Here is a 14,453-nt window from a genome sequence, read left to right as displayed (position 1 = left end):
ACGATGGAACATGAAATGACAATTGATGAAGCTGCAAAACGAGCAGAAGAACTACGATCTCGGTTAAATCGTTGGTCCAGAGAATATTATGTTGAAGATAAACCAACTGTCGAAGATTATGTTTATGATCAAGAATATGCTGAATTAGTAGCAATTGAAGAGCAATATCCTGATTTAATCACTTCGGATTCACCAACTCAGCGAGTAGGGGGGAAAGTTCTCAGTGGCTTTGAAAAAGTGACTCATGATATTCCGCTTTATAGTTTGAATGACGTATTTAGCAAAGACGAACTATTTGCCTTTGATCAACGTGTCCAAAAAGCGATTGGTCGCCCTGTTGATTACTGTTGTGAACTAAAAATTGATGGTTTATCGGTTTCCTTGCGCTATGAAAATGGCGAATTTGTTCGTGGTGCAACAAGAGGAGATGGGACGGTTGGCGAAAATATCACAGAAAATCTAAAAACAGTTCGTTCTGTCCCATTGAAGTTGAAAGATGCTATCAGTATCGAAGTCCGCGGCGAATGTTTTATGCCCAAAAAATCATTTGTGCAATTAAATCAAGCAAGAGAAGCAGAAGGGAAAGATATTTTTGCAAATCCTCGAAATGCAGCTGCAGGATCACTGAGACAACTGGACTCTAAAATTACTGCAAAACGTAATTTGGATACTTTTTTATATACGGTAGCGGATTTTGGACCGATGAAAGCAACAACCCAATATGATGCTTTAGAAGAATTAGAACAGATCGGTTTCCATACGAATCACGAAAAGCGTTTGTGTCATTCGATTGATGAAGTTTGGTCATTTATTGAAGAATACCATGAAAAACGAATGGACTTAACCTATGAAATTGATGGAATCGTCATCAAAGTGAATGAATTTTCTTTACAGGACCAATTAGGTTTTACTGTCAAAGCACCTCGTTGGGCAACAGCGTATAAATTCCCACCGGAAGAAGTAGAAACGAAGATCGAAGAAATCGAATGGACGGTTGGGCGGACTGGTGTTGTGACACCTACAGCGATTATGACTCCGGTACGAGTGGCTGGAACGACAGTTAGTCGAGCAAGTCTGCATAACGGTGATTACATCAAGTTAAAAGATATAAGGTTAAACGATATTGTTCGTATCTATAAAGCAGGAGATATTATCCCTGAAGTAGCACAAGTCGTGTTGGATCAACGACCTGCTGATAGCGAACCTTATGTTTTACCAACACATTGTCCGATCTGTCATAGTGAATTAGTTCATCTTGATGAAGAGGTTGCTCTTCGTTGTATCAATCCGAAGTGTCCAGCCCAAATCAAAGAAGGATTGAATCATTTTGTTTCACGTAACGCCATGAATATCGATGGCCTAGGACCAAGAGTATTGGCACAGATGTATGATAAACAACTAGTTACAGATGTGGCTGATCTTTACAAGCTAACGGAAGAGGAATTGCTGACGTTAGATAAAATCAAAGAAAAATCAGCCAATAATATATTGACAGCGATCCACGATAGTAAGGATAATTCGGTCGAAAGATTGATATTTGGCTTAGGGATTCGCCACGTCGGCTCCAAGGCAGCGAAGATATTAGCAGAGCATTTTGGCGATCTGGAAACATTAAGTAAAAGTGACTTTGAATCGATCATTGCGCTAGACACGATCGGCGATACGATTGCTGATAGCGTAGTGACTTATTTCAGTAATGAAGAGGTCCATGACTTGATGTCCGAACTAAAACAAGCAGGTGTCAACTTTGAGTATAAAGGGATTCGTTCTTCACAGATCGAAACGATCGACTCACCTTTTAAAGAAAAAACAGTGGTTTTAACAGGGAAATTGACTCGTTTTACGCGTGAAGAAGCAAAAGAAACCATTGAAAATCTTGGAGGTAAGGTTACTGGCAGTGTGTCTAAGAAAACCGATATCGTGGTTGCAGGCGAAGACGCTGGTAGTAAGCTGACCAAAGCACAAGAACTAGGAATCGACGTATGGTCAGAAGAAAAAATGGCAGAAGCATTAGCTGACAGTCATTTTAATTAAGAAAATCTGATTTTTTTCAGACAAATTTCAAGAAACAATTTCAGATGGGAATCACTTATGTTAAAATAGAGAGCAAAGTTTTTAACTCGTTTAGAAAGAAGGGGTAGTATGGCGATCAGTGAAGAACAAGTAAAACACGTTGCCAAATTAGCAAAACTTGCGTTCGCAGATGAAGAACTTGCAAGTTTTACTGATCAATTAGGGAAAATCATTGATATGGTGGAAATGCTTGAGGAAGTTGATACAGAAGGTGTTCCATTTACATCAAATGTGGTTGAAACAGTGAACGTTATGCGACAAGACCGAGCAAGTGCTGGTTGGGATCGCGATGAATTGTTGAGAAATGTACCAGAAAAAGAAGATGGCTTTATCAAAGTGCCAGCAATTATTGACAATGGGGAGGCTGGCGCATAATGACAAAACTATATGATCTTTCTTTAGAAGAATTGCACGCATTATTGGTTTCTAAAGAAATCACTGCACAAGATTTAACAAGAGCAACCTTTGAGCGAATCAAAGAAACTGAGCCAGAGATTGAAGCTTTTATTACATTGAATGAAGAAAAAGCTCTGGCACAAGCCAAAGCGTTAGATGAAAAAGGAATTGACGAAAATAATGTCTTAGCTGGGATTCCAATTGGGATCAAAGACAATATCGTTACCAAAGATCTGTTGACGACTGCAGCTTCCAAAATTCTTTATAATTTTGATCCTATCTATGATGCTACTGTCATGGACAAAGTGTATCAAGCAGATATGATTCCAGTTGGTAAATTGAACATGGATGAGTTTGCGATGGGAGGAAGTACAGAAACTTCTTACTTTAAGAAAACAAAAAATGCTTGGGACCATTCGAAAGTTCCTGGTGGTTCTTCTGGTGGTTCGGCTGCTGCAGTCGCTGCTGGACAAATCCCAGTTTCCTTGGGTAGTGATACAGGCGGAAGTATTCGCCAACCAGCTTCATTTAATGGAATCGTGGGAATGAAACCTACCTACGGACGTGTGTCACGTTTTGGTTTGATCGCCTTTGCCTCATCACTAGATCAAATCGGGCCAATGACTCGCAACGTCAAAGATAATGCATTAGCTTTAACAGCAATCAGTGGCTATGATGAAAAAGATGGCACATCTTCTGGTGTTTCTGTTCCTAATTTTGCCGAAGGATTAACTGGCGACATCAAGGGGATGAAGATTGCTTTACCAAAAGAATATCTTGGCGAAGGAGTCGCTCCTGGCGTAAAAGAAAACATTTTGAAAGCGGCAGAAACTTTCCGTTCATTAGGCGCAACTGTAGAAGAAGTAAGTTTGCCACATTCAAAATATGGGGTAGCAGTCTACTATATCATTGCCTCATCAGAAGCAAGTTCCAACTTACAACGTTTTGATGGTATTCGTTTCGGTTACCGTTCAGAAAATGTGAAGAACTTAGAAGATGTATATGTGAATTCACGTACTGAAGGTTTTGGTGAAGAAGTCAAACGTCGGATCATGTTGGGAACATTCTCATTAAGTGCTGGATATTATGATGCTTACTTTAAAAAAGCGGGTCAAGTTCGAACATTGATCAAACGTGATTTTGAAAAAGTCTTTGCAGACTACGATCTGATCATCGGCCCATCTTCTCCAACAGTGGCATTTGGTATCGGTGAAAACATTAATGATCCAATCACGATGTACATGAGTGACATCTTAACAATTCCTGTTAACTTAGCTGGTTTACCTGGAATGTCAGTTCCTGCGGGATTATCTGAGAATATGCCGGTTGGTTTACAAATCATTGGTAATTATTTTGATGAAAAAACAATGTACCAAGCAGCCTATGCTTTTGAACAAGCAACACAATTCCATAATCAAAAACCAGCAATTTTAGGAGGGAAAGGCGAATGAACTTTGAAACAATCATTGGGCTTGAAGTCCACGTTGAGTTAAAGACCAACTCAAAAATTTTCTCTCCAGCTCCTGCACATTTTGGAGCTGAACCAAACAGCAATACAAATGTGATCGACTGGGGATATCCTGGTGTTTTACCAGTAATGAATAAAGCAGCATTAGAATTCGGTATGCGAGCAGCACTCGCTTTGAACTGTGAAATTTCTAAAGACACACATTTTGATCGTAAAAATTATTTTTACCCAGATAATCCAAAAGCTTACCAAATCTCACAATTTGATCAACCCATTGGGCATGACGGTTGGATCGAGATCGAAGTTGAAGGTAAGAAAAAGAAAATACGGATCGAACGAGTTCACTTAGAAGAAGATGCTGGTAAGAACATGCATGGTATTGGTGGCTATTCTTACGTTGACTTAAACCGTCAAGGGACACCATTGATCGAGATCGTTTCTGAAGCTGATATGCGTTCACCAGAAGAAGCCTATGCTTATCTAGAAGCATTGCGTTCAATCATCCAATTTACTGAAGTTAGTGATGTGAAAATGGAAGAAGGTTCTATGCGCTGTGATGCCAATATTTCTTTACGGCCTTATGGACAGGAAGAATTTGGAACAAAAGCAGAGTTGAAAAACTTAAACTCCCTTTCATTTGTTAAAAAAGGTCTAGCCTTCGAAGAAAAACGTCAAGCAAAAGTCTTACTTTCTGGTGGAGAAATCCAACAAGAGACACGACGTTTTGACGAAACAACTAATAAAACAATTTTGATGCGTGTCAAAGAAGGTTCTAGCGATTATCGTTATTTCCCTGAACCTGATATTCCTAAATTTATGATTGACGATGAATGGATCCAAAAAGTGAAAGCAAGCTTGCCGGAAATGCCTGCTTCTCGTCGTCAACGTTATATCCAAGAATTAGGGTTACCTGAGTATGATGCAATGGTTCTAACTCTATCAAAAGAAATGTCTGACTTCTTTGAAGCGACTTTAGAGAATGGTGCGGATGCAAAACAGGCATCTAACTGGTTAATGGGTGAAGTATCTGCTTACTTGAACAGTGAGAAACTAGAATTAGCTCAAACGAACTTGACTCCTGAAAATCTAGCAGGCATGATTCGTCTGATTGCAGATGGTACGATTAGTTCTAAGATTGCGAAAAAAGTATTCCGAGAATTAATCACAAATGGTGGCGACGCACAAGATGTTGTTGAAAAAAATGGTTGGGTTCAGTTGTCTGATCCAAGCAAACTATTACCAGTTATCAACGAAATCTTAGATAATAACCAACAATCAGTAGATGACTTCAAAAACGGAAAAGATCGTGCGGTTGGTTTCTTAGTAGGACAAATCATGAAAGCAACTAAAGGTCAAGCCAATCCAGGTGTCGTTAATAAACTGTTGCAAGAAGAATTAGCAAAACGCTAGGAGTAGATCATGAAAAAAGCTCGTGTTATTTATAATCCAACTTCTGGCAAAGAATTGTTGAAAAAAAATCTAGCGGATATCCTCCAAGCTTTGGAGGATTCTGGCTATGAAGCAAGTGCGTATGCGACAACACCAGAAAAAAATTCTGCCAAAAATGAAGCAAGAAGAGCAGCAGAAAATGGATTTGATCTGGTGGTAGCTGCGGGAGGCGATGGGACGATCAATGAGGTTGTTAACGGTATTGCACCGCTTGAGCATCGCCCTAAAATGGCGATTATCCCAGCAGGTACTACTAACGATTACGCACGTGCGTTAAAGATTCCACGGGATGATATCAAAGCCGCAGCTGAAGTTATCAAGAAGAATCAGACGGTTAAGATGGATATCGGTCAAACGGAAGATAGCTACTTTATCAACATCGCTGCGGGTGGTTATTTAACGGAGTTAACTTATGAAGTTCCTTCAGAACTAAAGAGTATTTTCGGCTATTTGGCATATTTAGCTAAAGGAGCAGAGATGCTGCCTCGAGTGAAACCAATCAAAATGCGCTTGAAATATGATGAAGGAGAATACATCGGGAATGCCTCTATGTTCTTTTTAGGACTCACTAATTCAGTCGGCGGGTTCGAAAAGATTGCTCCTGATGCCAAGCTAGACGATGGTAAATTTTCATTAATTATTGTCAAAACAGCGAATATTTTTGAAATTTTGCATATCGCAGCCTTGATGTTGAATGGTGGGCGCCATGTAGATGATTCTCGAGTGATTTATACGAAAACCAGCAGTTTGTATGTCGAAACAGAAGACGATATCAACCGACCGGTCATGATCAACTTAGACGGTGAATATGGTGGAAATGCACCTATGCACTTCCAAAACCTTCATCAACATATTGAATTTTATGCAAACATCGACCAAATTCCAGATGAAGCAATTACTGGTTCCGAAGAGGAGTTAGAAGAGGTCAGCAAAGAATTTGTCAAAGAAGTTGAGCGTTTGACTGATGAAGATATAGACGGTGACGGCAAGATTGCAGATAAAGAAAAATGACGTAAAGGGTGGGACAAATGATCGTTCCACCCTTTCGTATGATAAAAATTAATTCTTATTTATTGAAGGTCATTATGTAACAGTATGTTATTTTTCTTTGTTGAGTCTAAAGCAGGCGAACGAAAGATTGACAATTGGATCGTAAATGAAGTGAAGGCATCAAGTGAATAAATGGACTTGCCAAAAAAAGGCTCTATGTGCCTAAAAAAAATGTCCTGAAGCAACCCGGTACCAAGTCCCTATCCAATAAAACACAAATGATCGTTTTTTGGATATGACCGTAGTACTAAAAGCAAAACTGCTTCAGTTACAAACCTAAATGAGGAGTTATTATGAAAGAGAAACTATCAGTTAAAAAAAATGAACGTTACACATTAGATATTATCGATTTAAGTTATGAAGGTATGGGCGTAGCTAAAATCGATGGCTATCCTTTGTTTATTGAAAATGCATTACCAGGTGAACGAGTGGAAGTGCTAGTAGTAAAAGCTGGGAATAAATTTGGTTATGGAAAAGTAGAAAAATGGCTAACCGAATCACCAGACCGTCAACCATTAAAGGATAATCGCCTTCTACGGACAGGAATTGCTCCTTTAGCACATTTGAACTATGAGCAGCAATTACTTTTTAAACAAAAGCAAGTGGAAAATGTCATGAGCAAGATCGCAAAGATGCCAGAGGTTGACATTTTACCTACCATCCCAATGGAGAATCCTGTTGGCTATCGTAACAAAGCGCAGATTCCAGTGAGAAGAATAGATGGTCGTCTAGCAACTGGTTTTTATAAAAAGAATAGCCATGAACTAGTTGAAATCGAGGATTATTATATTCAAGATCCAGCAATCGATGAAGCCATCAAACGTGTGAGAGATATTTTGCAACGTTTCCAAGTACGTGGTTATAACGAGGCGAAAAATGAAGGACAGATCCGTCATATTATCATCAGAAGAGGTCATTACTCACATGAAATGATGGTCGTTTTAGTTACACGAAAAGAAAAATTCTTTAAAGGAAAGGAAATTGCGTCTATTATTCATGAAGAATTGCCAGAAGTCGTTTCAGTCGTTCAAAATATCAACGAAGAGAAAACAAACGTGATATTAGGCGATAAAGAGAAGGTTCTTTATGGTAGAAGTTATATTGAGGATCAACTATTGGGAAAAACTTACCGTATTTCCTCAAAATCATTCTATCAAGTGAATACTGAACAAACGGAAAAATTGTATCAAACAGCCATTGAATTTGCAGCGTTACAAAAAGAAGATACCGTCATTGATGCTTACTCTGGTATTGGAACGATCGGTTTATCTTTAGCTGATAAAGTTAAAGAGGTCTATGGCATGGAACTTGTTCCGGAAGCGATTGAAGATGCACAATTCAATGCATTAACAAACAAAATTGAAAATGCTCATTACGAAGTGGGTAAGGCAGAAACAGTCATGAAGAAATGGCAAGACAAAGGGATCAAACCATCTGTGATCGTTGTCGACCCGCCAAGAAAAGGATTAGATGCACGTTTTATTGCGTCAGCCATTGACATGGCACCTGCGAAATTAGTATATATCTCTTGCAATCCAGCAACTTTTGCCAGAGATGCAAAGTTATTTGCTGAGTCAGGCTACGAAGTGAAAAAAGTACAACCAGTCGATTTATTCCCACAAACACATCATGTGGAATTAGTGGCGCTATTAGCACCTAAGGGATAATTCAAACTTAGTGAATCATGTAAAAGAATCAGAAAACTAGAAAATGATAACGTAGCTGACAATCATGAAGAAAGGGGTATAAGATGGATACAAAGGAAAAAATGCTTGAATTGATCAAAAAGAAACAAGGCGGCGGACGTTCAAAAAAAATGGCTGAGCCTAAAAATGATCGACGGAATATGCGAAAAGGACCAAAAATCTATAATAAATAATTAAAAAGAATCAACACGAAACTAATAATCGTGTTGATTCTTTTTTTCACTTGTTCGGCTAATGATCAATCATTGATTGGATAAGCTAATTTAAAAATGTATTGTTGTAGATCGAGCCATTCCTTTTTTGTAGGAAAATAAGAAAGTAAGAGTACTGGGCAAGGGCAGGTTGTATCTAGAAAATCATAATTGCAAACAACCAATGCAACCTCAGTTTCTAAAACCATCTTATGTGAAATAAATTTATTAGAGACAAAAAGAGGAACCACATTTTGTGGAAGCAATTGGCATACGAATCGAGTCAAATAGTCTTCTAATCCGGGTTCTCCTTGGAATGAAAATAAAATCGTCTGTTTTTTTTGGGTAGAGGAAGAGGTTAAATTGGCATAATGAATAATACTTAACGTTAAGGCGATATCTTGATAGTGGGTAACAGAAAAAGGTAATACATGTGTATACTTTTTTAAATAGTTCTGCCATTCTTTAAAAAGTTTTTTGACTTTCATAGGTACGCTGGTATGAAGTTCTAAAGTGATTCGCTCAAAATGAGAAGAGATTTTTGTCAGCAGACGCAGGTTGCTGAGATATCCTTTTAACTTTAGCAGGTCGACATTTGTGATAGTTGTAGAATTCTGTAATGGTCGTAAAAATGGTTCATACTGTTCTAAGGTTGGAATATCTTCTGGATAGCACAGATTCAAAGTTTTGTTAGCTGGGTAGTAAGAAACACAATGTAAGCGTATGAGGTAAGACCAAACAATTTCCTCCTCGGCTACTTGGGTAATACCAAATCTACTTTTAAAATACTTTTTAAAAACCGATTTAAACTGAATGAAACTTGTTCTTGCCTTAATTTCTTTACATAAGGACGGTTCGAGATGAATCATTTGTTTATTTAATAAGCGCTGTTTTAAAATATTCATCCATAAGTTGATGCGAAAATAATTTGTTGCGATTTGCGTTGTCGCTTCTTGGAGTTCTTCGTATGTATTGTTGATTGTTTGATAAGAATGATTAGTCGTAAATGTTTGTCTAAAACCATGGTAAAACTCAAATAAAAAGTAACGGATATCTGCTTCATTTCCTAATAAATCTAATTGTTTAGTCGATAAAGTAAGGCGATAAAATTTTAATTCTTTGTTAATATGGCGAATGGTCTTTCTCAAAACTGAATGCGAGAGATGAAACTGTTCGGTGGCAGTTTGGAATGAATGAATACGACCTCGGTAGATTTCGTCAATCAATTTATAAACAATTGTATCTTTAGCGATCTCCATGACAATGGAATCAATCGTTTTGAATGTAGACACCATCAATCGGTAACCGATCTTTTTATAATATTTGATGGTCATTCCCTTGGGAAGTAATTGTTGTAAAGAATCAATATCCGCGCGAAGTGTCGGTGCTGTTGTTTCAAGTTCTTTCACTAGTTTTTCAGTTGAAGAAATCGAATCACATTTATGTAAATAGTAAAGAATTCTTATCTGCCGCTGTAATTGCTTGTTATTTAATAATCTGAAAAATAGGTTATTCATTCTTATTCCTTCCCGACTTTAATTAAAAGCCGCGTAATTTATTTAGTGAAATCTTTTTTATTTTAACTTGAATAAACGATGAGCTCAATTTTTTTACTAATATTTTTTTTGAAAGAAAAAAATAGAAAACTTTTCCTTCAAGTAATCGTTGATTATATAAATAGCTTTTATTTTAAAAACATGGTGAATTTAGGGGGAAAATCAATGAACAAGAAAAAGTTAGTCAAATGTTCGTTAGCGATTTGGTTGGCGACACAATCTCTGCTTCATCCGTTTTCTTATTCTTATGCCGAAGAATGGAGTAAACCAGACGAAGAGCAAGTACAAACAGCAACTAGTTTAAACGAACCAGGAGGTAAAAACGATCTGGTCGAAAATCCATTAGAAACAATGATCCAGGAACCTGATGAAAATCAGCCAGAGTTAGAAGAGTCAATGACAGAAGTTCCGCAAGAAGAACTGGTAGAGGAATCAGAGAGCCTTGATCAACCAACTGAAAGTCAATCAGCTGCTGACTTAGATCAGGATCAATTGACGGAAAACACAGAACAAGAGGAGACACTTCTCAACACTGCCACACCTACAGAAGAATCCACCGATATTGCCAGTGGTGTTTTCGGAACTTGTTCTTGGCGAATCGATGCAGAAGGTACATTATATATTGGAGGAGGCACATTGGGAGAAACACCGGTTACGTTTTTTCCTCCTTGGTTCAACAGCTATCGATTTAAAATAAAAAAAATGGTATTCACTGGACCAACGATTGCTCCTGAAGAAACTCATCGCTTATTTTATGGATATAGTAATCTTTTGTCCATTGAGAATTTAGCTTATTTAGACGTAAGTCAAGTAACGGATATGACTTCCTTTTTTTCTGACTGTCGTGTACTAAATGGCGTTGATTTGTCAGGATGGGATACGTCAAATGTCACGAATATGTCTAATATGTTTTTTGAAGCATTTGACCAAACAGAGAATCTCATTCATCTTGATCTTTCAAGTTTCGATACAAGTAATGTAGTTGATATGAGTGGCATGTTCAGTCGATGTACCAAAGTACAATCAATCGATCTTTCTAGTTTTGATACGAGTAATGTTGTCAACATGAACAGAATGTTTTTTGCTTGTAATGAATTAATTACCTTAGATATCGCTCACTTTGATACATCAAATGTGGTTTATATGTCACGTTTATTCGCTGAATGTAAGAAGTTGCGCTATGTGGATGTCTCAAATTTCGATACATCAAGTGCGATTGATCTTTCAGTGATGTTTCGTTTGAATTATGAATTAGAGAGTGTGGACGTTTCTAATTTTGATACATCAAAGGTTGTTCATTTGCATTACATGTTTGATCAATGTCGCAAATTGAAAACGATCGCAGTGGAAGGTTTTGATACAAGTCAAGTAACATCCATGAATTATATGTTCAATGGCTGTAATAGTTTAACCTCTTTGGACGTTTCTAATTTTGACACCAGTCTAGTCCAAGCAATGAGATACATGTTTGCTAATTGTGAGTTACTAGAGACGATCGATGTGTCTAATTTCAATACAGAATCTGTGAATTATCTGACATATATGTTCTTAAATTGTTCGAAAGTAAAAAAATTAGATCTTTCTTATTTTCAGTTTGAGGATCCCGTAGAAATGGCAGAAATGCTGGCTGGAACAACGAGCCTCAATGAATTGACTCTTGGTAAAGGCTATCGTTTTGTAGATTCAGCCAATCTTCCTGCTATTCCAGTAGAAGATGGAAATACTGGTTATTGGCAAAACGTTGGTTCTGGAACGGTTACGAACCCTGCAGGGGAATACGTGCTAACTTCAGAAGAATTGATGGCGAACTATACAGGAGCGATGGCAGATACGTATGTTTGGCAGAAAGAGCCAAACTATGAATCAATTTTAGCCAAAGATTCGACGCTTTACCTTGGTGAAACCTGGGATCCACAGGATAATTTTATTTCAGCAACAGATAAGGAAGGAAATCCCCTTCCATTTGATATGAGTATGGTCAGTGGAACAGTGGATACCTCAGTAGCAGGAGTGACACCGATTACTTATACTAATGGTAGCGCTGCTCAAGTCATTCATGTAACAGTGAAAGAAAACCAGGAGAGCATTCAGGCCAAAGACTCAGTTATTTATGTGGGTGATCAATGGGATCCACAAGCTAATTTTGTTTCAGCTACTGATGAAGATGGGATGCCTCTAGCGTTCACTCCAAAAATGGTGGAAGGTTCGGTGGATAGCCAAAAAACGGGCGATTATTTTGTGACGTATACCAACGGAATAGCAAGTAAGACGATCAAAGTAACGGTCAAAGAGAACAAAGAAACACTCGTAGTTAAAGGTTCCACACTCTATGTAGGAGACAATTGGAATCCACAAGACAATTTTATTTCAGCCAATGATAAAGAAGGAAATCCCCTAACATTTGACCAGAAAATGGTTTCTGGTAAGGTGGATACGACAAAAGTTGGCGTTTATCCAGTGACCTATCAAAACGGTCATCAAAAGAAAACTGTTGAAATCCATGTGCTAGCTGAACCAACTAAAGAAAAACCAGATGCGGATACGAACCAATCGGGGGATAAAAAGCCAGTACCAGCAACGCCAAATGAGACAACGAATAACAACGATCAGAGAGATAAAAAAGACGAAAAAAATGAAAAAAATAAAAAAGATGAAAAAGATGATAAAGATGAAAAAGACGAACAAGAAGACAAAAAACTACCTACTACAGGTTATCAAAAATCAAGTCTTTCTATGATTGGCATGGCTTGCTTCTTACTTGGATTATACTTTGTTTACAAAAAAAAGATAAACGTTAAATAAAGCGTAAATCAACTAGTCAATCTCCTCGTTTTACGTCATAATGTAAAAAAAGGAGATTGGCAAGATGGATAAAGAATTATTGATTATTGAATTGATGTCAGCAAAAGCAAAGATGTTGTCTATCATCAATCAACGAACGAAAAAAATGACATGGAAAATTGGGATGTATTTAACCGCTAACTTGTTGTTCTTTGGCGGATGGGGAAACATCTACCATCATTTAAAGCAGAATCATCCACATTCATTTAAAATGGAGCGAATCACTAGTTTGTACCATTTTTCAAGTTATGTTGACTTTGCGATAGGACTATTCTTGTTTTTACTCGTTGCTGTGCTATGGTTCAAAAAGAGGAACATCTCTCGGCATTATGATCAATGGCTGGAAAAACAAGTGGCGAATATGTTACATATTTCAGTTGGCTCTCAGGACGAAAATTATCTCTACTTGAGTGATCATAACAAAAAGGAGTTTACACTTGCGAAAAAGAGGCGTTATTTTCTGCTGCAAACGATGGAGGGTGTCTCACTTTTTCTAGGAGAACAACTTACTTGGTATGGCAGTAATCGATACTATGTTTTTATGCAAGTAAATGAACCGATAGACCGAAAAAACAAAAAAAGAATTGAGCCTTTTTACTCTCATTTAGCAATTGGAGTTGGAACACTCTTGTTGATTGGCGGGGGTGTTTATCAATTCATTAATGCAGGACCAGTAGCAACGAATGTACACTCTATGATGCAAAGCGAAGAAAAAGTAAGAAAAATGCCAACTTCGACTAATCAGGACGGATTATTGAAACCTGTTCAAACATCCGTCAATTTGACCACTGAGCAAACGAATGACGTAAAAATAGACCCAGAAACACAAGCCTTGTATTTGACGACGAATCAAGGAAAAGACTGGCATTTCGTTCCAATTGCTGTGGACTGGTTGCGCTTTGGTGACTATACTTTGACTTCAGGCCTTGTTGCAAAAGGGGAATGGATGGACAAAACATTTGATGTTTCTCCTACTTTTTCTTGGTTTATCTATTCACCTGATCAAAAAAACGTTTACCTATTATCATCAGCTGATAATGGGAAGACGTGGCAAAAAAGTCAGATTACAGATCAAGGTGAACAGGTTCGTTATCGTAAAGCAAACTTTTTCACAAACGATCAAGGCGTCATGGTATTTTCATCCTCTACAGGAATGTCTGCGGAAAGTCTAAAAATTTATACGACCAACGATAAAGGGCAAAGCTGGCAAAAAAGCGGCAGTACCATCGTAAATCAACCGATTCAAAATGTTAGTTTTGTGACGAAGACATTGGGTTTCCTTTCTACAAGAGAAAACATCTATTATACGAATGATGGGGGACTAACATTCAAAGAATCCTTGGTAGCTATCCCGGGTGAGTATCAATTGGGAGGGATCGATTTGTTCCAGTCACCAAATGAAGTGGTACAAGTAAGTGCTAATAAATTGGAAACCAAGTTTTACCTCCTAAAAAATGGATCGATCGATGCAGGGAAAATGTTTGCTTGTCTTTTTTATTCGACTGATGGTGGAGAAACATGGCAATTCGAACAACAATTATCGCAAGTAGAGAATCGCTAAAAAGGTTTAGATGAATTTCAACCCCAAAAAGAAAATGGCGTAAGGAGAGACATTGACAATTTATGTAAGTGAAAGTTCTCTATGTAACGATTGAATTTGTGAATAAGAGAGATTGAAAGAATAGACCCATAAAAAAGAGCCTTGGAAAAAAGTCCAGGCTCT

Annotated in this window: 10 protein-coding genes; 9 read left to right on the top strand and 1 reads right to left on the bottom strand. The window is 37.7% G+C overall.

Going from position 1 to position 14,453, the window contains the following annotated elements; genetic code table 11:
* The first annotated feature begins 3 nt into the window (after positions 1-3).
* The 7 genes from ligA (at position 4) to IGL28_RS07470 (ending at position 8,315) form a co-directional block, all read left to right on the top strand.
* On the top strand, positions 4-2,034 hold the full coding sequence (gene ligA, locus IGL28_RS07500; protein WP_010718982.1) for an NAD-dependent DNA ligase LigA: 2,031 nt from the start codon (positions 4-6) through the stop codon (positions 2,032-2,034).
* A 108-nt stretch (positions 2,035-2,142) separates the two neighbouring features.
* Positions 2,143-2,448, top strand: coding sequence for an Asp-tRNA(Asn)/Glu-tRNA(Gln) amidotransferase subunit GatC (gene gatC / locus IGL28_RS07495; RefSeq protein WP_010718983.1), 306 nt, complete (start codon positions 2,143-2,145; stop codon positions 2,446-2,448).
* On the top strand, positions 2,448-3,920 hold the full coding sequence (gene gatA, locus IGL28_RS07490; RefSeq protein ID WP_010718984.1) for an Asp-tRNA(Asn)/Glu-tRNA(Gln) amidotransferase subunit GatA: 1,473 nt from the start codon (positions 2,448-2,450) through the stop codon (positions 3,918-3,920). The genes gatC and gatA overlap by 1 nt, the downstream gene beginning before the upstream one ends.
* Positions 3,917-5,347, top strand: coding sequence for an Asp-tRNA(Asn)/Glu-tRNA(Gln) amidotransferase subunit GatB (gene gatB, locus IGL28_RS07485; RefSeq protein ID WP_034698244.1), 1,431 nt, complete (start codon positions 3,917-3,919; stop codon positions 5,345-5,347). Before gatA ends, gatB begins: the two co-directional genes overlap by 4 nt.
* A gap of 9 nt (positions 5,348-5,356) precedes the next feature.
* Positions 5,357-6,397 (top strand): diacylglycerol kinase, encoded by a 1,041-nt coding sequence (locus IGL28_RS07480; RefSeq protein WP_010718986.1) that lies wholly within the window; start codon positions 5,357-5,359, stop codon positions 6,395-6,397.
* Between the two features lie 332 nt (positions 6,398-6,729).
* A complete protein-coding gene (gene rlmD, locus IGL28_RS07475; protein ID WP_081127475.1) occupies positions 6,730-8,103 on the top strand; it encodes a 23S rRNA (uracil(1939)-C(5))-methyltransferase RlmD in 1,374 nt (457 codons plus the stop codon).
* Between the two features lie 83 nt (positions 8,104-8,186).
* Complete coding sequence (locus IGL28_RS07470) at positions 8,187-8,315, top strand: hypothetical protein (protein WP_010718988.1); 129 nt, start codon at positions 8,187-8,189, stop codon at positions 8,313-8,315.
* Positions 8,316-8,380: 65 nt separating this feature from the next.
* Here the strand turns inward: IGL28_RS07470 and IGL28_RS07465 are convergent, their stop codons facing one another.
* Positions 8,381-9,850 carry a helix-turn-helix domain-containing protein gene (locus tag IGL28_RS07465; RefSeq protein ID WP_063627210.1) on the bottom strand — a complete coding sequence of 490 codons (1,470 nt, stop codon included), beginning with the start codon at positions 9,848-9,850 and terminating at the stop codon, positions 8,381-8,383.
* Between the two features lie 204 nt (positions 9,851-10,054).
* Between IGL28_RS07465 and IGL28_RS07460 the strand changes: the two genes are divergently transcribed.
* Both IGL28_RS07460 and IGL28_RS07455 read left to right on the top strand, forming a co-directional pair.
* Positions 10,055-12,691, top strand: a complete 2,637-nt coding sequence (locus IGL28_RS07460; protein WP_438843938.1) for a BspA family leucine-rich repeat surface protein — start codon at positions 10,055-10,057, stop codon at positions 12,689-12,691.
* A 64-nt stretch (positions 12,692-12,755) separates the two neighbouring features.
* Positions 12,756-14,291 (top strand): WD40/YVTN/BNR-like repeat-containing protein, encoded by a 1,536-nt coding sequence (locus IGL28_RS07455; protein ID WP_081127478.1) that lies wholly within the window; start codon positions 12,756-12,758, stop codon positions 14,289-14,291.
* The last annotated feature ends 162 nt before the right edge of the window (positions 14,292-14,453 follow it).

The organism is Enterococcus sp. AZ077 (assembly GCF_051714965.1).
In the GTDB taxonomy this organism is placed as follows: domain Bacteria; phylum Bacillota; class Bacilli; order Lactobacillales; family Enterococcaceae; genus Enterococcus_B; species Enterococcus_B hirae.
This window is presented reverse-complemented; position numbering and strand designations above follow the sequence as displayed.

Excerpts from the sequence above, each read along its gene's own strand:
- gatC (WP_010718983.1), top strand. The coding sequence starts at position 2,143 with ATGGCGATCAGTGAAGAACAAGTAAAACACGTTGCCAAATTAGCAAAA.
- IGL28_RS07470 (WP_010718988.1), top strand. The coding sequence starts at position 8,187 with ATGGATACAAAGGAAAAAATGCTTGAATTGATCAAAAAGAAACAAGGC.
- IGL28_RS07465 (WP_063627210.1), bottom strand. The coding sequence starts at position 9,850 with ATGAATAACCTATTTTTCAGATTATTAAATAACAAGCAATTACAGCGG.
- rlmD (WP_081127475.1), top strand. The coding sequence starts at position 6,730 with ATGAAAGAGAAACTATCAGTTAAAAAAAATGAACGTTACACATTAGAT.
- IGL28_RS07460 (WP_438843938.1), top strand. The coding sequence starts at position 10,055 with ATGAACAAGAAAAAGTTAGTCAAATGTTCGTTAGCGATTTGGTTGGCG.
- IGL28_RS07455 (WP_081127478.1), top strand. The coding sequence starts at position 12,756 with ATGGATAAAGAATTATTGATTATTGAATTGATGTCAGCAAAAGCAAAG.
- gatA (WP_010718984.1), top strand. The coding sequence starts at position 2,448 with ATGACAAAACTATATGATCTTTCTTTAGAAGAATTGCACGCATTATTG.
- ligA (WP_010718982.1), top strand. The coding sequence starts at position 4 with ATGGAACATGAAATGACAATTGATGAAGCTGCAAAACGAGCAGAAGAA.
- gatB (WP_034698244.1), top strand. The coding sequence starts at position 3,917 with ATGAACTTTGAAACAATCATTGGGCTTGAAGTCCACGTTGAGTTAAAG.
- IGL28_RS07480 (WP_010718986.1), top strand. The coding sequence starts at position 5,357 with ATGAAAAAAGCTCGTGTTATTTATAATCCAACTTCTGGCAAAGAATTG.